Annotated in this window: 24 protein-coding genes; 8 read left to right on the top strand and 16 right to left on the bottom strand. The window is 55.5% G+C overall.

Annotated features, from left to right (window positions below):
• Positions 1–37 precede the first annotated feature (37 nt).
• Positions 38–445 (top strand): ACT domain-containing protein, encoded by a 408-nt coding sequence (locus E3E37_RS05030; RefSeq protein ID WP_088865154.1) that lies wholly within the window; start codon positions 38–40, stop codon positions 443–445.
• Here E3E37_RS05030 and E3E37_RS05025 read toward each other — a convergent pair.
• Genes E3E37_RS05025 through E3E37_RS04990 form a run of 8 tightly spaced genes read right to left on the bottom strand, consistent with a single transcriptional unit; the run spans position 428 to position 4,212 of the window.
• Positions 428–1,927: a proton-conducting transporter membrane subunit gene (locus tag E3E37_RS05025; protein ID WP_167715539.1), complete on the bottom strand. Its 1,500-nt coding sequence runs from the start codon at positions 1,925–1,927 to the stop codon at positions 428–430. The two genes, E3E37_RS05030 and E3E37_RS05025, sit on opposite strands and share 18 nt — an antisense overlap.
• A complete protein-coding gene (locus tag E3E37_RS05020) occupies positions 1,924–2,214 on the bottom strand; it encodes a cation:proton antiporter subunit C (protein ID WP_167715537.1) in 291 nt (96 codons plus the stop codon). Before E3E37_RS05020 ends, E3E37_RS05025 begins: the two co-directional genes overlap by 4 nt.
• Positions 2,207–2,608: a Na(+)/H(+) antiporter subunit B gene (locus E3E37_RS05015; RefSeq protein WP_167715535.1), complete on the bottom strand. Its 402-nt coding sequence runs from the start codon at positions 2,606–2,608 to the stop codon at positions 2,207–2,209. Before E3E37_RS05015 ends, E3E37_RS05020 begins: the two co-directional genes overlap by 8 nt.
• A complete protein-coding gene (locus E3E37_RS05010; RefSeq protein ID WP_167715533.1) occupies positions 2,605–2,847 on the bottom strand; it encodes a hypothetical protein in 243 nt (80 codons plus the stop codon). The genes E3E37_RS05015 and E3E37_RS05010 overlap by 4 nt, the downstream gene beginning before the upstream one ends.
• Positions 2,844–3,074, bottom strand: a complete 231-nt coding sequence (locus E3E37_RS05005) for a hydrogenase subunit MbhD domain-containing protein (protein WP_088865149.1) — start codon at positions 3,072–3,074, stop codon at positions 2,844–2,846. The genes E3E37_RS05010 and E3E37_RS05005 overlap by 4 nt, the downstream gene beginning before the upstream one ends.
• Positions 3,055–3,369: a monovalent cation/H(+) antiporter subunit G gene (mnhG, locus tag E3E37_RS05000; protein WP_088865148.1), complete on the bottom strand. Its 315-nt coding sequence runs from the start codon at positions 3,367–3,369 to the stop codon at positions 3,055–3,057. Before mnhG ends, E3E37_RS05005 begins: the two co-directional genes overlap by 20 nt.
• Positions 3,362–3,631 carry a monovalent cation/H+ antiporter complex subunit F gene (locus E3E37_RS04995; RefSeq protein WP_167715531.1) on the bottom strand — a complete coding sequence of 90 codons (270 nt, stop codon included), beginning with the start codon at positions 3,629–3,631 and terminating at the stop codon, positions 3,362–3,364. The genes mnhG and E3E37_RS04995 overlap by 8 nt, the downstream gene beginning before the upstream one ends.
• Entirely contained in the window at positions 3,607–4,212 is a 606-nt protein-coding gene (locus E3E37_RS04990) for a Na+/H+ antiporter subunit E (protein ID WP_167715529.1), read from the bottom strand. Before E3E37_RS04990 ends, E3E37_RS04995 begins: the two co-directional genes overlap by 25 nt.
• Before the next feature lie 192 nt (positions 4,213–4,404).
• On the opposite strand from E3E37_RS04990, the gene gcvH reads away from it, so the two are divergent.
• The 3 genes from gcvH (at position 4,405) to E3E37_RS04975 (ending at position 6,829) form a co-directional block, all read left to right on the top strand.
• On the top strand, positions 4,405–4,809 hold the full coding sequence (gene gcvH / locus E3E37_RS04985; RefSeq protein WP_088865145.1) for a glycine cleavage system protein GcvH: 405 nt from the start codon (positions 4,405–4,407) through the stop codon (positions 4,807–4,809).
• 91 nt (positions 4,810–4,900) lie between these two features.
• Entirely contained in the window at positions 4,901–5,242 is a 342-nt protein-coding gene (locus tag E3E37_RS04980; RefSeq protein WP_167716266.1) for a hypothetical protein, read from the top strand.
• Between the two features lie 423 nt (positions 5,243–5,665).
• Positions 5,666–6,829 (top strand): hypothetical protein, encoded by a 1,164-nt coding sequence (locus E3E37_RS04975; RefSeq protein ID WP_167715526.1) that lies wholly within the window; start codon positions 5,666–5,668, stop codon positions 6,827–6,829.
• A 256-nt stretch (positions 6,830–7,085) separates the two neighbouring features.
• On the opposite strand, the gene gltA is transcribed toward E3E37_RS04975, so the two are convergent.
• The 4 genes from gltA to E3E37_RS04955 form a co-directional block, all read right to left on the bottom strand.
• Entirely contained in the window at positions 7,086–8,528 is a 1,443-nt protein-coding gene (gltA, locus tag E3E37_RS04970) for an NADPH-dependent glutamate synthase (protein WP_167715524.1), read from the bottom strand.
• Positions 8,528–9,394 carry a sulfide/dihydroorotate dehydrogenase-like FAD/NAD-binding protein gene (locus E3E37_RS04965; protein ID WP_167715522.1) on the bottom strand — a complete coding sequence of 289 codons (867 nt, stop codon included), beginning with the start codon at positions 9,392–9,394 and terminating at the stop codon, positions 8,528–8,530. The genes gltA and E3E37_RS04965 overlap by 1 nt, the downstream gene beginning before the upstream one ends.
• Positions 9,395–9,562: 168 nt before the next feature.
• Entirely contained in the window at positions 9,563–10,324 is a 762-nt protein-coding gene (locus E3E37_RS04960) for a tRNA (adenine-N1)-methyltransferase (RefSeq protein ID WP_088865140.1), read from the bottom strand.
• On the bottom strand, positions 10,305–10,943 hold the full coding sequence (locus tag E3E37_RS04955) for a DUF257 family protein (RefSeq protein WP_088865139.1): 639 nt from the start codon (positions 10,941–10,943) through the stop codon (positions 10,305–10,307). Before E3E37_RS04955 ends, E3E37_RS04960 begins: the two co-directional genes overlap by 20 nt.
• A gap of 57 nt (positions 10,944–11,000) precedes the next feature.
• Here E3E37_RS04955 and E3E37_RS04950 point away from each other — a divergent pair, with 57 nt between their 5' ends.
• Positions 11,001–11,348, top strand: coding sequence for a signal recognition particle protein Srp19 (locus E3E37_RS04950; protein WP_088865138.1), 348 nt, complete (start codon positions 11,001–11,003; stop codon positions 11,346–11,348).
• Here E3E37_RS04950 and E3E37_RS04945 read toward each other — a convergent pair whose 3' ends face one another.
• Entirely contained in the window at positions 11,349–11,594 is a 246-nt protein-coding gene (locus E3E37_RS04945) for an Lrp/AsnC family transcriptional regulator (RefSeq protein ID WP_088865137.1), read from the bottom strand. It abuts the gene before it with no gap.
• Positions 11,595–11,733: 139 nt separating this feature from the next.
• On the opposite strand from E3E37_RS04945, the gene E3E37_RS04940 reads away from it, so the two are divergent.
• Together E3E37_RS04940 and E3E37_RS04935 are read left to right on the top strand one after the other, a co-directional pair.
• Positions 11,734–13,914, top strand: a complete 2,181-nt coding sequence (locus E3E37_RS04940) for an ATP-dependent DNA helicase (RefSeq protein WP_167716264.1) — start codon at positions 11,734–11,736, stop codon at positions 13,912–13,914.
• 45 nt (positions 13,915–13,959) lie between these two features.
• A complete protein-coding gene (locus E3E37_RS04935) occupies positions 13,960–14,517 on the top strand; it encodes a dephospho-CoA kinase (RefSeq protein ID WP_088865130.1) in 558 nt (185 codons plus the stop codon).
• Here E3E37_RS04935 and E3E37_RS04930 read toward each other — a convergent pair.
• The gene (locus E3E37_RS04930) at positions 14,503–15,312 is read right to left on the bottom strand and encodes a ZIP family metal transporter (protein WP_167715520.1); all 810 of its coding nucleotides are present in this window, start codon (positions 15,310–15,312) and stop codon (positions 14,503–14,505) included. The genes E3E37_RS04935 and E3E37_RS04930 overlap by 15 nt on opposite strands.
• 71 nt (positions 15,313–15,383) lie before the next feature.
• Here E3E37_RS04930 and E3E37_RS04925 point away from each other — a divergent pair, with 71 nt between their 5' ends.
• Positions 15,384–15,803 carry an RNA-binding domain-containing protein gene (locus E3E37_RS04925; RefSeq protein WP_088865128.1) on the top strand — a complete coding sequence of 140 codons (420 nt, stop codon included), beginning with the start codon at positions 15,384–15,386 and terminating at the stop codon, positions 15,801–15,803.
• Between the two features lie 11 nt (positions 15,804–15,814).
• On the opposite strand, the gene E3E37_RS04920 is transcribed toward E3E37_RS04925, so the two are convergent.
• Positions 15,815–17,104, bottom strand: coding sequence for an ABC transporter permease (locus tag E3E37_RS04920; RefSeq protein WP_088865127.1), 1,290 nt, complete (start codon positions 17,102–17,104; stop codon positions 15,815–15,817).
• Complete coding sequence (locus tag E3E37_RS04915) at positions 17,101–17,856, bottom strand: ABC transporter ATP-binding protein (protein WP_167715518.1); 756 nt, start codon at positions 17,854–17,856, stop codon at positions 17,101–17,103. Before E3E37_RS04915 ends, E3E37_RS04920 begins: the two co-directional genes overlap by 4 nt.
• Positions 17,857–17,883 lie beyond the last annotated feature (27 nt).

Here is a 17,883-nt window from a genome sequence, read left to right as displayed (position 1 = left end):
GACAAGGCTTTTATTGTTCGAAGTGTTAGCTCTAATCATGAGGCACTACGAGATAGTCCGGATACGTGAGAACGGCAGGGTTGAGCTTCCCATGGACTATGCCTACGAGCTGGGGATGGTGGAGGGAGCGTATTTCCTTCTTGAGATAGACACCGACCTCAACGAGGTTCACATGGAGAGGATAGCGCTTCCAGGAAAGAAGCTTGTGGAGGTCGAGCTGGTCGTTGAGGACAGACCCGGTGTGCTGGCGAGGATAAGCGGACTCTTCGGAAAACACGGGGCCAACATACTCTTCAGCGAGTCGGAGGAGCTATCCTCCATCGGCCTGGCCGGCATAGTCGCGGTCATAGACGTGAGCGGGATGAGCGGCACCCTCGAAGAACTCCGGGAGGAGCTGGAGGCGCTGGACGTTGTGAGGGAGGTCGTCCTAAGGCCGCTGGAGTAGGAGCAGCGCCAGCATAACACTCACAAAGACCGCCGTCAGGACGTTTATTTCCCTCCCGACTTCAGCCGGTTTCGCCTTTATTTCCCTGTCAAAGAGTCCCAGCTCCCGGAGAGCGAGGAAAATTGCCGCAGATACTGCCAGGTATATGAAATCGGCTGGTTTAACCTTTGCACCGAGGTAAATGCCAAGGCCAAGAGCTGCAACGGCGAGGGCCGAGGTGGAGAGCTTCCATGCCGTTCTGAGTTTCCCGGGGCTTCCCTTCAGCAGATAGTGGTTAAGCTTGGTGAATGACACGAGCGTCCCGACGGTTCCGAGCGGAACCACCAGACTCCAGTTCCCTGAGAGGCCGGAGGAGATGAGGCCCTTGGCGTACGCCCCGATGAAAGGCGAAACCCCTCCTATGGCGAGGCTCAGGGCAAGCACCGAGAACGCCATCACCGGCGCGCCCCTGTAGCCGAACTCACCGAGTTTTCTGCTCTTCCTTCCGAGGCTTCCAATACCCAGGAAGAGACCGCCCTTGAAGATGGAGTGGGCCATCGCGTAGTATGCCGCCTCCGTAAAGTTCATGCTCGCAATTCCAAGGAGCACGTAGCCCATCTGGGAGACCGTGGAATACGCGAGAAAGCGTTTTGCATCCCTCTGAAAAATCATCATACCTATGCCGAAGAAAATTGAAGCCGCCGCTATCGCCATTCCAACCGTTTTGATGGCTTCCCCGAGGGGGAGGGCTGAGAACAGGAGTATCATCCCGTAGGCGGGAGCTTTCACCACGGCTCCGCTCAGCAATGCACTCGCCGGAGTTGGGGCGACGGAATGTGCATCGGGAAGCCAGCCGTGAAGGGGAAAGATGCCCGCCTTGAGGAGGAGCGAGGCGAAGGCTATCCCAAGGGCGGCGCTGAGCTCCCTGCTTGGATTGGCCGCTTCGGCAACGATGTCCACGTTCAGGTACCCGGTTTCCATGTATATCAAGCCCACCGCGAAGATAAACATGTACGAGGCGAGGAGTGAGGGAATGAGGTACTTGAAGGCCGCCCTTCTGGAGCCGGGCTCTTCGGAGAACGCCACCAGGGCGAATGCTCCAACCGAGGCCATCTCCATGTAGATGTAGAAGTTGAAGAAGTCGAGTGAGATGAACGCCCCCAGTAGGCCCGCGTGGATGAGCAGGAACAGGGCGAGGGCCTTGGCCGTCTTTCTGTCCCTGAAGTCGAAGTAGGAGAGGGAGTAGATGGCAACTGCGGTAAAGAGTATGAGCTCACCGGCTATAAACGGTCCGTTGACCTCGCCGATTCCAACCTCTATCCCGGCCTCCCTGCTCCAGCCGCCGACGACCTCCGTCCCGTTCCGGACGAGCGGGATCCCTGCCGGGAGAACGGCACCGAGAAGAAAGGCGGCCTTTATGGGGGCTCCCTTCACCCTTAGGGTGTCCAGCACCGCTATTGTGAAGGCGAAGAGGAGTGGAATAGCTGTTATCAGGGGAATCACGAGCCGTCCCTCCCCATTCGGATTATTATCGCCAGGGCGAGCGATGTTATGGCCACGTCAACGACGAGGGTTGTGAGCATCAGCGTCGCAGGCAGTGGGTCAACTGGGTCGGTCGGCATTATGGGGACGTCCTTTCCAGGGGCGTAGGCCAGGCCGATGAAGAAGAGCACCAGGCCGAGGGAGACGATGTTTATGGAGAGCACCAGCTTCACCGGCTCCCTCTTTGCCATCAGGCCGTATATTCCAATGAGCATTATGACAACTCCCGCCTGCTCCGGGCTAATCACTTTCCACCCACCTCAGCAGTATGTAGAAGACGAAGGTGAACGCCGCACCGACCTCAAGGCCGACGATAACGTTGAAGGGGAGGATTACGCCCCCCTCGGTGGGGAGGAAGTTTGAGTAAAAGGCGCCGAAGGAGAGCCCTACCAGCCCCAAAATCACCAGCATGGCTCCGGCTGAGCTCTCCATGAGGCTGGCCCAGTTGAAGTGGAACCTCTTCCTGACCTTCTGGTAGCCGTGCGAGGTTATGAGGAGTATGACCGCGACGGCCAGGATTACCCCTCCCTGGAAGCCGCCGCCGGGGCTCAGATGGCCGTAGAGCATGAGGTATGCCGCGTAGGTGACGAGGAAGGGGCTCACCATCTTGGTGGTGCTCCTCACGACGGTGCTCATCTTCACTTCTTCTTCCCCCCGAGGAGCAGGTAGAAGCCGATGACCGCTGTGAAGAGCAAACTCGCCTCGCCGAGGCTGTCGTAGGCTCTCCAGCCGGCCAGGATTGCTGAGACCAGGTTGGGAACCCCAATCTCGCCCCAGTTGGCCACGTAGTAGGAGTAGCTTCCGCCGTACGGGGGCCCGTAGCTCAGTCTGAGCAGGACTGCCCCGAGGGCCAGTGTGAGGGGCAGGGCAACTCTCCTCACCCGGTCACCTCCTCTATGGTGAACAGGAAGACGCCTATCACTATGGCCCCCACGACTATGGCCGAGAGGGCCACATCGGGGGCCTTCAGCTCAAATAGGGCCAGGACGAAGAGCAGGCTGAGGAGGGAGTACTTAACGAGCGCACTAACCAGGTTCTTCTCCTCAACCACCGCCACAGCGAGCAGTATCATCGCCATGAAGACCACGTCAAGGATTGTCCCAAGCATACATGTCCACCACTACCTCTGGCTTTACCCCGTACCTGTAGGCTCCCCTCGCTATCGCGTGGCTCACCATCGGGTTTATCATTGCAATGAGGAAAGCGAGCACGAGGAACTTGGCCCTCACGAGCGCGGGGGCGTCCATCATCAGTATCAGCGAGAGGATTATGCTCATCGCACCCCCGGTGTCGCACTTGCTTGCCGCGTGGAGCCTCGTGTACACATCTGGGAAGCGGAGTATCCCCAGCGCCCCGAACACCATAACGGCTTCACCGAACAGGAGCAGCAGAACCTCAAGCATGGCTCCTCCTCTCCATGTACTTCGCCAGGATAAGCCCGCCAACGGAGTTCACCATAAGCAGGACTATCGCGAGGTCCACCAGGTAGTACTCCCGCCTGATGACCGAGACGACCGCTATTATGATTACGACCTTCGTCGTTATCGTGTTGAGGCCCACTATCCTGTCGGGCAGGGTCGGCCCCCTAACCACGCGGTATGTTATCAGCATCGCCGTGAAGATGAGCACGTAGAAGGCGCTCACCAGAAGACCTTCTTGAGCCATTCCTCGATGTCCCCCTTTATCTTTTCTCCGGCCTTCTCGCGGTTGAGGGTCTCCAAATCTATCCAGTGGACGTAGAGGTACGTCTCACCGAGCTTTTTGCTGACGTCGAGGGTCAGGGTTCCCGGGGTGAGGGTTATGGAGTTGGCGAGTATGGTTACCCCGGTGTCCGAGTGCAGGTCGGTCTTTATCTTGACTATGCCGGGGTTGATGTCCATGAAAATCACGTTCTTCGCCACCTTCAGGTTGCTCTCCAGCAGGCGGAAGGCCATTATCACGAGGTACTGCGGGAGGTAGATGAAGGCGAAGTAGAGGAGCTTCTCCAGGATGTGGCCGCTTCTCCTTATGTCCTCAGTCAGGAGGTCGCGCATGAAGGCCGCTATCATCAGCGTGACGGCCGCGCCAAGGGCGAGGTCTCTCATTTCCAAGCTTGCGGATATGACGAACCAGAAGGCCATCAGAACCGCCCACGTCAGAACAACCCTCTCCCACGATGGGAGCTTCGAGGCCTCGAACTCCTCATGGAGAACCCTCTCCCTTAGGCTCTCAAGCCTCTCCTTCAGGTAGAAGGGAACGCGGCTCATGTGGTATTTTAGGGCGTGGAGGGTTATAACGATTTTGCAGACGCAAAGATATTGGCAAAAAATGTGAAATCCCTTCGGATAAAGCTGAAAAAATGGAGGGTTTTTGTGCTGTCCTTCCGGGACTCAAGCGGGGAAGGCTCGTTATGGAAAGGTTTAAATCTCCGGCGGTTCTAGAGGGAAACGGTGATGCTCATGATTGAGGTTGGTGAATACAAGGTCAAGGAAGGCCTTTACTACACAAAGGACCACGAGTGGGCGCAGGTTCTTGAGGACGGAACGGTTCTCGTTGGCATAAGCGACTACGCCCAGAAGGAGCTCGGCGACCTCGCCTACGTCGAGCTTCCCGAGGTCGGGAAAGAGGTCAGCAAGGGCGACGTTCTCTGCGAGCTGGAGAGCGTCAAGGCCGTTTCCGAGGTCTACGCCCCGGTCAGCGGCGAGGTGGTTGAGGTCAACGAGGAGCTTGAGGACTCCCCGGAGCTTATCAACGAGGATCCCTACGAGAACTGGATAGCCAAGCTCAAGCCGAGCAACCTCGACGAGGAGCTCAAGGAGCTCATGGACGCCAAGGCTTACGCCGAGTACCTTGAGAGCCTCTGAGGGCGTCCTGTGAAGGCGTTTTCCTGACTTTTCTCTTCCCTTGCTCGGAACCCTTAAGTATTTCGACGCCCTATTTCCATCGGTGTTCGCCATGAAGGTTCTGAAGGAGTGGGACGTTAAGGTAAAGCTCGTGAAAACCAAGAGGGGAGCGATTCTCCACATGATAGAACTTGAGCCGGGCCATTTCTACCTCGAGCAGAACCCGCTGAAGGACTCGAAATACGGCGTTGCCTACAGGAGGATTAAGGAGAACTTCCCGGAGTTCTACATGTTCTGGGAGATAAAGAACAACCGATACACCGGCAAGCTTCTGGCCGGAGCCTTCCTTGAGAAGAGGGAGATAGACGAGTTCGTTACACTCCTGGCAAAGAGCGAGGACTTCAAGGAGTTCGAGGAAATTCTCGAAGAAATTGAGGAAATTGAAGAGGAGTGAGCTCAGGCTTTGACCATCATCACCGTTCAGATACCCTAGAGGTCTTCATCGCCCACCTTGATCATTGTCATGACTCCATTTATTTCCTCATAAAATGCAGCTTTTATTAGTTTCGATCTTTTCAATACAGCATCTATTTCGTCAATTTCAAGTGAGTTCACATTTCCTTCTGGAGATTCCTAAACTGAAGTTCCCAAGTGTTCCATGTTTTCATTAGCTAAAGGTTTTGAAATGGTGGCATCTCAACTAGATCCTGTCATCAAACGAGAGTCTGAAAGGAAACTTCACCAAGAATCAGTAGTGATAAACCAAAAAGAAAGCAAGAAGTAATTTGCATGGAAGGTAGAGTGTAAATGGGTGATATTGACAACAGATACTGATATAAACTACACATAATTAAAAACAGACAGGGTGAAAAACAAGGTGGTTTTGGAAGAGATTGTTGGCCTCACCGGAATCGTAGCGGGGGATAGGCGAAAACTCACAACCGCACTAAAAACGACACAGGCTGTATTCTTTTACTATTCCTTGATATTGCTCGTTGTTTTGTTGCTTCCCTCGGGGACTGCGATATTCAAGATTCTCGTGTTGACTATTTTCGTGGGTGCCTACCTGCTTTTCCGAGGCTGGTTGAAACGAAGAAGCAGGGGACGGATGAAAGAGAAGCGGGAGGCGATTTTCAAGGCACTCAAGAAGATGGTCGTCAGCTTGATGAAAAAGCCCTCGACTGATATAGACGAGGCAGTCAGGGAAGTAGGGGAAGAGCTCTCTAAACTCTTCATAAAGATTCCATTTTCCGTGTGGGTTTTAGATGCCCTCAAAGAGTTCGAGCGGCTCCTCTTCCCTGCCGTTGTTCTGTACCTCCTCTTCTATAAATTGCTCTCGATCTGGTGGGTTGAGGCTCTCAAATACCTCAAAGCAACTACGGCAAACCTCGAGGCGGGAGTTGTTGGTTATCTCGCGGCCACGGTGTTAATCTCTCTCCTCAGCATCGATATAACCCCCTTTGAAAAGGCGATTCGGAGGAAATATCACAAGGACAGGCTGAAATTCTATGCCAGCTGGCTGGGTTTTGGCACTTACTATCTCATCGGCCCGCATTTCCTCTTTGATTTTATGTTTCAGGAGCTCACGGAGATCGAGCCAAAAACGGCGGAGTACCTGCTTCGGTACAAATCCAGCACTGGTCTCAACCAATCGAGGCCAGTCGAGAGTGAGGCCCTGGAATTCTTGAAGGTTATTACTCGCGATTACGAAGTCAGACCCATACTCGATCCAGAGAAGATTATCAGCGACCACAGGGAGATGGTCTCTAATATCGATTATATGTTTCAGAGTGCGGCGCCTACGGCCGTCGGGACACTGAGAAACACCTATGTTGTTATAGATGACAGTACTGGGTGGCTTTCGATTGTTCGCATAGTTCTAGAGAAGGTAATCGAAGAGCGGCCGCGGTTTTGGGTGGTGATACGAGGGCCGAAACTGGAGATGAAGTACAACTATTTCATCCGGGTCTCTGAAATGTACTTCAAAGGAAGCATTGTAGACGAGGTGGTGCGCAAGATCTCCGCTGAGATGGACGGCTGAAATCGGACAAAACGAGGGTTTTGTAGCGGGACAAACCTCCACCTGACTTTGTCCCACACAAATTGGGAGGTGGCTGGCTTACTCTTCGAGACAACGGCTCGGCCAGTATGCCCTTCATCACGGGTCAGCTACCGTTAGGCTCCTCATCGCCGGGAAAGTATTTTTCTTGAGAGCTGATAAAAGTGTCGCAACTTCCGGGGCAGAAGTTAACTACCGGGGTGGTAGTTGGAGGAGGGATAGGGAAGAAAGAAAAGACTCAGGCGTTCCCTTCCCTCTTCTTCGTGAGGTACTCGTGGATGGCCTTCGCGGCCCTCCTTCCGTCGCCCATCGCGAGGATGACCGTTGCTTCTCCCCTTATCGCGTCACCGCCAGCGAAGACTCCCGGAATGCTGGTCATCAGGTTCTCGTCCACCACTATCCTTCCGCGCTCGACCTTCAGGCCGGGCGTGTTGATGATGAGCCTGTTCGGGTGCTTTCCGATGGCTATGATGACGGTCTCGGCCTCTATCTCCACGTACTCGCCGGTTGGCTCTATCTTTCTCTTTCCGCGTTTGTCGCGCTCCTCCAGCGGGCGCATCTTCTCGAACTTAACCGCCTTGAGGTTGCCCTTTCCATCGCCGATGAACTCGACAGGGTTCACGAAGAACTCGAACTTGATGCCCTCTTCCTTGGCGTGCTCGACCTCCTCGATCCTTGCGCTGACGTCCTCCGGACCGCGGCGGTAAGCTATGATAACCTCCGCTCCAAAGCGCCTCGCTGAGCGAGCAGCGTCCATTGCCGTGTTTCCGGCACCGATGACCACAACGCGCTTCCCCACCTTGACCGGTGTGTCGTACTCGGGGAAGAGGTAGGCCTTCATGAGGTTTACCCTGGTGAGGAACTCGTTGGCGGTGTAGATTCCGTTGAGGTTTATGCCCGGTGCGTTGATGAGCCTCGGCGTTCCAGCTCCGGAGCCGATGAAGACGGCGTCGTATTCCTCAAGGAGCTCCTCGATGGTGACGGTCTTGCCGACGATGTGGTCTGTGAGAATCTTAACCCCGAGCTTCCTGAGCTTGTCTATCTCGCTCTCGACGATGCTCTTCGGGAGCCTGAACTCCGGAATTCCGTACATCAGAACTCCTCCAGGCTCGTGGAGGGCCTCGTAGATTGTGACGTCGTAACCGAGCTTGGCCAGCTCGCCGGCAGCGGTGAGTCCAGCGGGGCCAGCTCCAATGATTGCAACGCTCTGCCCCTTCTTCTCTATCCTCGGCACCATCTCGAAGAGGAGTTCTTCATCGATTCCCTTCTCCCTCGCGTAGTCGGCCACAAAACGTTCAAGCTTGCCAATGTTGACCTTGTCGCCGACCTTGCCCATGACACAGTTCATCTCACACTGGTCCTCCTGCGGGCAGACGCGACCGGTGGTGGCTGGGAGCGAGTTGCAGGCCCATATGACGTTGAGGGCCTCCTTAACAGCTTTGTCCGGGTCGTCGCGGTACTGGACGAGCTTGCTTATGAAGCCTGGAATGTCGATGTGAACGGGACAGCCTTTGATACAGGGCGCGTAGTTGTAGGGGCACTGCAAACAGCGCTCGGCCTCCTTAACGGCCAGCTCGAAGGTGTAGCCGAGGTTGACCTCGTCAAAGCTCCTTATCCTCTCCTCCACCGGCCTCTCCGGCGTCGGAACGCGCTCCTTGATGATCTTTCTCTTGACGGCCATCACTGCTCACCCCCCTGGAGGGCCTTCATGTACTCCTGCATGGCCCTCTGCTCCAGGTCCGTGTAGTAGCCGCTCCTCGCTATCAGCTCGTCCCAGTGAATCTTGTAGGCGTCGAACTCCGGTCCGTCTATGCAGGCGAACTTGACCTCGCCGCCGACGGTGACACGGCAGGCGCCGCACATGCCCGTTCCGTCCACCATTATCGGGTGGAGGTCAGCCTTCATCGGGACGCCAAACTCCTTAACCACCTCAAAGACGGCCTTCTGGTCCCCCGTTGGGCCCACCATGAAGACAAGGTCGTAGTTCTCCTTCTCCAGCATCTCGCGAACCTTCCCGACGAGCCTCTTCGTGACGTTCTTCATGTTGGCCGGGAAGTCAAGGTTCGGGTCTATCGGAACGGTCTCGACGACATGCCTGCTCACGGCCTTTTCAAGCTCGTCCCTGAGGACGACCATGGGCTCGAAGGTGACGTGGAGGGTCGTGACGTCGTTCCCAAGCTCCTGCCAGGCCTTTGCTATGGGATAGACCTCAACTATTCCAGTGTACGCTCCAATCGCGAGTACCTTCCCGAACTTCTCCATCTCAGCGGGGTTTCCGAGCGGACCGGCGACGTTGAGTATCTCGCCGCCCTCCTTCAGCTCCGCGGCCATCCTTGCTGTAGTTTTACCCCTCGTGAAGACTATGAGAACTATCCAGCCCTCCTCGGGGTCCCACATGACTGGTGTGAGCGGAATCCTCTCGCCATTCTTGAAGGCCCTTACGATGACAAACTGCCCGGGCTGAACCTTTCTGGCAACGTGGGGCGCGTGAATCTTGTACCAGGTGTTTCTCATGGCGATCTCTTTTTTCTCAAGGATTTTATACACGATGAACACCTCCGTGCAGGTGGTCAAATTTGGACATCTAAAGGTTTGCAACCAAAAGTGTTTATAAAGATGTTGCTAACCTTTAGTTTAACTGGGCGAATAGATTTCGGAGTGAGACGTTTTTCATGATAAATTTTCAAGAAAAGGTTATGTATCCGGAGGATGTGCTCAGAGCTTCCTGATGAACGTTATGTAGCCTGTGTGGGCCAGCATTGTCGTCTTCGGCCTCATGCATTCCTTCTTGACCTCATGCTCCCTGACAAGAACCTCGACGACCCTGGGCTTGTAGAAGTGTTCCCTGTACTCCTGGAACGCCTGGAAGAAGCGGTGCACCTGGTTGGTGCACGGTGTGTAGGCGACGAAGTAGCCACCGGGTTTCAAAACCTCAACCGCATGGGGGAGAACGTTCTCGGGCTGGGGGAGGTCGAGAACTATGTGGTCGGCGCTTTCCTCGTCTATGCCGTCGTAGATGTTCTTGAGCTTTATCGTGACCCTGTCTGCGAAGCCGGCCATTTCAATGTTCTTCTGCGCTATCTTCGCAAAGTCTTCCCTGAGCTCGTAGCTGATGACCCTGCCTTGGGGGCCGACTATGTTCGCCAGGAATATCGTGAGGGCACCGCTTCCAACCCCCGCTTCTATCACCGTGTTCCCCGGAGAAATGCCGGCGTAGGCGATGATTATGCCGGCGTCCTTTGGATGGACGATCTGGGGACCGCGGCGCATCTTCGCTATTATGTCGTTGACGTCCGGTTTCAGTATCCTGAACTCCTCTCCCTTGTGGCTGGCTATGCTGTCCCCGTAGTCCTTCTCCACCAGCTCACCGAGGTTGATTATACCCAGATCCGTGTGGAACTCCCTGTTTGAGACCGTCACGAGGTACCTTTTACCCCTTCTGTCCACCAGAAGGACCCTATCCCCCTCTCGAATCAAAAATCTCACCGCCCTTCTTTACGATAAGCTCCTCGTTGGATACGTGGAACACTATCGAGGCCATCTCCTCAAGCATGGCGAGATGGTGTTTGCTCAGCACCTCGACGTTGAGAAAGTGTATTCCAACCCAGTCCTCCATGGGTATGGTGCTTATTCCGGTCATTATGGCCTTCATGGCCTCGTCCCCGCCAAAGTGGACGTAGTGGGAGAGCCCGAAGGTCACGAAGTACTCGGGCTTCGTTGGGGAGTGGGTCATCCTGTTGACAACGGTATGGTAGTTCTTGAGGAAGCTGTGGGAGTCGTAAACGGGAACGACCTCCTCTATGACCTCCCCGTAGCTGGCGGAGCCTGGGCCTATCTTCACGACCTTTATTCTCTTTATGAGCTCGATAACATCTGAGTACTCCTTGCCGGAAATCCTGCGGATATAGTTCCTGAAGAGCAGGTCACCGATTCCGAAGAAGTCCCCTATGACGACGTTCCCTCTCTCAAGGAGGGCGGGTATGAGGAATCCCCATGAGAGCTTTTCAAGTGGATACGTCGGCCGGTACTCGATGAGAACGGTATCGCCCCTCTCGGCCTTCCCGAAGAGGTATTTTTCGAGGACGGAGGTCTCCATACGACTCACCAAAAGGGTTTTTAACGGCTCCTCTTTTAAACCTTGTTAGGTGATGAAATGAAGCGGTTCGTGGTGTGGCCCAGCGAACTCGATGCCCGGCTGAGCAGGAAATACGGCAGGGCCATCGGGAAGGAATTCGCCGTCGACGGTCCGAAAATTCAGGAGATAGCGGACGCCGCAAGGGCCCTCGGCATGAAGGTAGTTGAGATGGATGAGTCAAAGCTCAACCCTCGTCTGGCGGGTCTGGACGAGGAGTACAGGCTCAGAGGGATGCTCCGTCTCGAAAGCAAGCACCCTAAAGGGAAAAGCCTCAAGATGCTTGGCCAGAAGATCAGGGAAATCAGGAAAATCCAGGCTAAAGCCAGGGGCAAGAAGAAGCACAAATCCAGGAAGAAAAAGAGGTGATCACTCCTCCTCTTCCATCTCCACGACTATGGCGGTAGTAGTGTCTATAACGCCGTCGATGTTGTGTATGTCGTGGAGTATCTTTCTGGTAAGCTCACCGAGGTCCTTGGCCTCGATGTGAACTATAGCATCATAAGGTCCGGTGACGGCGTCCGCCCTCGTAACGCCGGGTATCTGTTTGAGGGCCTCTATAACGCTTTCTACCTTCCCAATTTCCACAGTCAACAAAACGTACGACCTAACCATTTTCCACCACCGCTGAAAGGCTTTACGCCTTTATTTAGCCGCCCATCTCATTTAAGCTTTTCGTAGGAGTTTCTTTCGTAGGTTCCTTAAGCTGAAACCAAAAACCTATAAAGCATCCTCCAGATTTTTCGTGATTGATATGCGGATTGAGGAACTCCCGGTAGACGAGCGGGTTAAGCGGGTCATTGTCGAGAGGGGCATAGTCGAACTCTACCCGCCGCAGGCGGAAGCCCTGAAGAGCGGGGTTCTTGAGGGGAAGAACCTTGTTCTGGCCATCCCCACCGCGAGCGGAAAGACCTTGGTGAGCGAGATAGTCATGGTCAACAAGCTCCTGAAGGAGGGCGGCAAGGCGGTCTATCTCGTCCCCCTGAAGGCCCTCGCGGAGGAAAAGTACCGGGAGTTCAAGGCATGGGAGGTTCTCGGTATTCGCGTGGCCGCAACGACGGGGGACTACGACTCGACCGATGAGTGGCTCGGAAGGTACGACATAATCATCGCCACCTCCGAGAAGTTCGACTCACTCCTGAGGCACGGCTCGGGCTGGATAAGGGACGTCAAGCTCGTCGTTGCAGACGAGGTTCACCTGATCGGCTCCTACGACAGGGGAGCGACGCTTGAGATGATACTCTCCCACATGCTCGATAAGGCACAGATACTCGCCCTGAGCGCAACCGTCGGCAACGCCGAGGAGCTGGCGGAGTGGCTCAACGCCGAACTGGTTGTGAGCGACTGGCGTCCGGTCGAGCTGAGGAAGGGCGTCTTCCACCTGGGAGAACTTTTCTGGGAGGACGGTAGAATAGACCGCTACCCCGAGAACTGGGAGAGCCTGGCGATTGACGCCGTCAAGAGGGGCAAACAGGCACTTGTCTTCGTCAACACCCGTCGCTCTGCCGAGAAGGAGGCCCTCTCACTGTCCTCCAAAATATCCCGCCTCCTCACGAAGCCGGAGACGAGGCAGCTTAAGGAACTGGCCGACTCACTGGAGGAAAACCCCACCAACGAGAAGCTCGGAAGGGCCATCAGAGGCGGCGTTGCCTTCCACCACGCGGGATTAAGCCGCGCTGAGAGGACCATGATAGAAGATGCCTTCCGTGAGGGATTGATTAAGGTAATAACAGCGACGCCGACCCTCAGCGCTGGAATAAACCTGCCCGCCTTCCGCGTCATAATCCGTGACACCAAGCGCTACGCCGGCTTCGGCTGGACAGACATCCCGGTCCTTGAGATACAGCAGATGATGGGGCGCGCTGGAAGGCCCAAGTACGATAAAGTGGGGGAGGCCATAATAGTTGCCAGAACCGAAGACCCCCGAAAGCTCTTGGAGCGGTACGTCCACGGGAAGCCTGAAAAGCTGTTCTCGATGCTCGCCAACGAGCAGGCCTTCAGGAGTCAGGTTCTGGCTCTAATAACGAACTTCAGTGTTTCAAGCTTCAGGGAGCTGATAAGCTTCCTTGAGAAGACCTTCTACTTCCACCAGAGGACGGACACCAGTTCCATAGAGTACAAGGCGAAGGATGTGGTCTACTTCCTCATAGAAAACGAGTTCGTGGACATGGACATGAACGACCGCTTCATACCCCTGCCTTTTGGAAAGCGCACATCCCAGCTCTATATAGACCCCCTCACCGCCAAGAAATTCAAGGACGCCTTTCCGGCCATCGAGAGGAACCCCAACCCCTTCGGAATCTTCCAGCTGATAGCCTCAACGCCGGACATGGCCACGCTGACCGCCAGAAAGCGCGAGATGGAGGACTACCTCGACCTGGCCTACGAGTTTGAGGAGAAGCTCTATACGAACATCCCCTACTACGAAGACTACAGGTTCCAGACGTTCCTCAGCGAGGTCAAGACCGCGAAAATCCTCCTCGACTGGATAAACGAGGTTCCGGAGGCGCGTATTTACGAGACCTACAGTATAGACCCCGGTGACCTCTACCGCATCCTCGAACTTGCGGACTGGCTCATGTACTCCCTAATCGAGCTTTACAAGCTCTTCAGTCCGGAAAAAGATGTGCTGGACTACCTGAGAGACCTGCACCTCCGTCTGCGCCACGGCGTTCGCGAGGAGCTCCTGGAGCTGGTCAGGCTCCCGAACATCGGAAGGAAGAGGGCTAGGGCCCTCTACAACGCGGGCTTCAGAACACAGGAGGACATAATGCGCGCCAAGGTTAGGGACCTGCTGGAGGTTGAGGGTATAGGAATGAAGGTTGTCGAGGGACTGTTCAAGCACTTCGGCGTGGAAATGCCAAAGGGTGCTAAAAAGGACTCCAAAAAGGCGGAAAAAGCGCGGAAGGGAACCCTCGATGCTTTCCTGAAGTGAGGGTCAAGCTTTTAAATCCCGTCCTTTTACTCTGGCGTGGGCACTATGATAATCATCGTGACTGGAATGCCGGGTTCGGGAAAGAGCAGAATCGTTAGGGAGTTCGAGAGGAGGGGCTTTCCAAGCGTTTCTATGGGTGACATCGTGAGGGAGGAAACCGCTAAGCGCGGACTTGAACTCACCAAGGAGAACGTTGCCAAGGTGAGCATAAGGCTGAGGCAGGAGCTAGGCCAGAACGCCGTCGCGAAACTGACGGTGGAGAAGGTGAGGCGCCTCCTAAAGGACAGCAGGGTCGTCGTCATAGACGGTGTCCGCTCCCTCGACGAGGTCGGAACCTTCAGGAGCGCCTTCCCTGATGAGGAGATAATAATACTCGCCGTTCACACACCCCCGCACCTTCGCTTCGAGAGGCTCAGGGCCAGGGGCAGACACGACGACCCCAAGAGCTGGGAGGACTTCGAGGAGCGCGACTGGAAGGAGCTGAAGTTTGGAATAGGAAGCGTCATCGCGATGGCAGACCACATGATAGTGAACGACTGCGACAGGGAAGAGTACGAGAAAAGAGTGCGGGAGCTCGTTGACAGGATTTTAGCCGAGCATTGAGTCGAGGAAAAGCATCACGTAGAAGCCCAGGAAGAATCCCAGGGTTATCAGCGTGTCGCTCTTTTCTTCCCTGTATATCTCCGGTATCATCTCCTTGACCGTCACGTAGAGCATCGCCCCTCCCGCCAGACCGAGGCCGTAGGGCAAGAGCCAGGAGAAGAGGGTGAAGAAGTACGCGCCGAGGAGAACCATCGCCATCTCAGCGAAGCCGCTCAGCACACCCATCGCTATCGGCTGCAGGCGCTTCCTCTGTATCGTCGCCAGGGGAAGAGATACGACCGTGCCCTCCGGGAAGTCCTGGATTCCGATGGCTATGGTGGTTACCAGGCCGACCTCCAGGTTGTAGACCAGCGAGGTTCCGACGGCCATTCCCTCGGGCAGGTTGTGGATTATCACGGCTATGACGAGGAGCCAGACCTTTCTCAGCCTGTTCTTCATGGACTTCGGACCCTCGTAGCCCTTGACGAGGTGCTCGTGGGGGAGAACGCGGTCTATGGCGTAGATGAGCAGTACTCCGAGGGCTATTCCGACTCCGGCGGGTGCAAAGGAGCCGGTGCTCTCTATCGCCGGCAGGATGAGGCTCGTGAAGGCCGCAACTATCATAACCCCGGCGGCGAAGCTGAGCGCGAAGTCAACGCCTCCCTCGGGGAGGTTTTTGGCGAATATCGCCACCATGGCTCCGAGAGAAGTCATCAGTGCGACGAAAAGCCCGGCGTAGAAGGCAACCCACATTATCTCGCCGTTCGAGATGCTCAGTATCCACTCCGCGAGACCGGCCACGAAGTTCTCTAACACTATTAGGCCACCCTAACTATTTGGGCGGTTGGGTTTATAAGCCTTCCCGCGAGCTTCTTCTGGGTGGGAGAATGACTGAGGAACTTTTCGAAGAGGTTGAGGTCGAGGCTTACGTTTATCCGACGGAGGACATCGAGAAGGTCAAGAGGGCCATGCTGAACCTGGTTCACGATCTGGAGTTCGAGGCCTTCGATAGGGGTGACTACGTCATCCTCACCGGAAAGACGAGGAGCAGAAAGGCCCTTCAGAGGCTCTACGAGCTCTTCCGCGGACAGGCCATACTTGACACCGCGCGCTCGTTCCTTGAGGAGGGCTACTTCGGCGAGGAGATAATCATCAGGGTGAACAAGCAGGCCGCCTATGCGGGCGTGGTAAACTTCAACGAGGAAAGCCCTCTCGGCCCGATAACGATAATCATCAGAACCAGGGACCCGGGGAAGCTAATGAAGTGGCTCGCTCCGAGAACCAGGGACGGAGTGCCGATAGAGTAAAAAAAGAAAGCTCACTCGGCAGCTTTTTTCTTCTTCCTCCTACCCCAGCTCACCTGCGCCGTGAGAATCCTCTCCGTTGAGAACAGCCACGCCGTGGCGTAGAGTATGAGGACCGCCACTATGGCCAGATAGGCCATGCTTATCGCTATCGGCGTGTAGCTGCTGAGGAGGACGTAGCGGTAGTCCACCACGGGGTGGGTGAAAGGTATCGCGAGCAGGACGTACTTAACGACCGCCGGGAGGTCGTTAATATCCGTGTACATCAGCAGGAACGCCGGGAACGCCAGGGGCAGGATAACCGCGCTGACCAGCGTTGTTGCGCTCTGGACGTCTTCGGCGAAGGTTGCCACTATCATGGCCAGGCTGAGGGCGATTATTATGGTCAGGAACACCACCAGGGCGAACATCAGCGCTCCCGTTGGGGTGACGGTGAGGCCCAGATCCTCAAGGCTCACCCCGCTCGAACCCAGTCCGAAGGAGCTCATGTAGTAGCGCATGCCTATCATGTACGCTATCGCCGCAACAAGGCCCATCATGGCGGTGCCGAATATCTTCGCCGCAACTATCTTTGTCCTCGCCACCGGAAGGGTCAGGAGAGTCTCCAAGGTCTTGTTCTCCTTCTCGCTCGCTATGGCTCCAGCCGCCATCTGGGAGGTTATCATGACCATCATGAAGACGATTAGCGGTATCGTGAAAGCCTGGGCCGCTATGACGCTCGAAACCACCGTTGGGGAGATGTCCACGATGTTGTTGTTTATGACGGACCTGCTCTCGGTCCTTATCGGCTGAAGAATGGCATCGGGATTGCTGGCACCGAGGTTCCTTACCTTTAGCCTCGCTATCTCATCGCTGAGTATCCCCAGGACGGCGTTTATCCTGCCCTCGCTGACGCTCTCCTTTATTCCGGTGCTTATGGTAGTGAAGATGCCGTATATCTCGACGGTGGCGGTCTCGTTGGCCTGGAGCTTGGCCGTGAAGTCTGAAGGGATGACCACCAAGACGTTCTGTTCCTGCCGGATGGCCTGCTGAATGGCCTCGTCAAGCGTCGTGGCGTTCACAACGGTTACCGTGACGTTGGGGGCAACCTCAAGGGCCTTTATCAAGAGTGAACCATACGTTCCGTCGTCGAAATTGACTATCGCCACGTGGGTTTCGCCCTGGGCCTGTTCCATTCCAACACTGACGGCCTTTCCCATCACGGGGAGCAGAATCAGCGGAACCACTACAAGGCCAAAGATGAGCTTCTTGTCCCTGAAGAGGTTCCACAGCTCCTTCTTTGCCATCACCCAGAAGTCGCTCATCCACCCTCACCCCCTATCGGCTCGCTGATGTTCGCCCCCACTGCCTTCATGAAGACCTCCTCCAGGTTCTCCGCCTCGTACTTCTCCTTCAGCTCCTTTGGGGTTCCCACCTCGATTATCTGCCCTTTGTTTATCAGCGCAACGCGGTGGCAGAGGAACTCAACTTCAAGCATGTTGTGACTTGAGAGGAGGAACGTGACCCCCTCGGTTCTGGAGAAACGCCTTATCATTTGCCTTATGGAATAGGCGTTGACTATGTCCAGCCCGCTTGCCGGCTCATCCAGTATCGCCAGCTTCGGCCGCACCATGAGGGCCCTCGCTATGAGGAGCTTCCTCGTCATTCCCTTGGAGTACGTGGACACCTTGTCGTGGAGCCTCTCGCCGAGCCCGCTGAGTTCGACACCCAGCTCAAGCATCTCCTTCGCCTTTCCCTCGTCCTTCGCGTACAGCCTTGCCATGAACTGAAGGTACTCGTAGCCGGTGAGGTTTTTGTATGCTCCCGCCTCCTCGGGCAGGTAGCTGATGATTTCCCTGACCTTGTCTGCTTCCTTCACAACGTCGTGACCAGCTATGCTTGCCCTTCCTCCCGTCGGTTTGAGGAGCGTCGAGAGTATCTTGAGCGTTGTGCTCTTTCCAGCTCCGTTTGGTCCTATCAGACCGAATATCTCTCCCTCCTTGATGGAGAAGCTTATTCCCTTGAGGGCCTTCACCTTTCCGTAGTCCTTCTCAAGTCCTTCAACCTCCACCATCATTGCCTTTCACCCGATAAAACCGCCTGA

This window comes from Thermococcus sp. ES12 (assembly GCF_012027515.1).
GTDB classification, from domain to species: domain Archaea; phylum Methanobacteriota_B; class Thermococci; order Thermococcales; family Thermococcaceae; genus Thermococcus; species Thermococcus barossii.
This window is presented reverse-complemented; position numbering and strand designations above follow the sequence as displayed.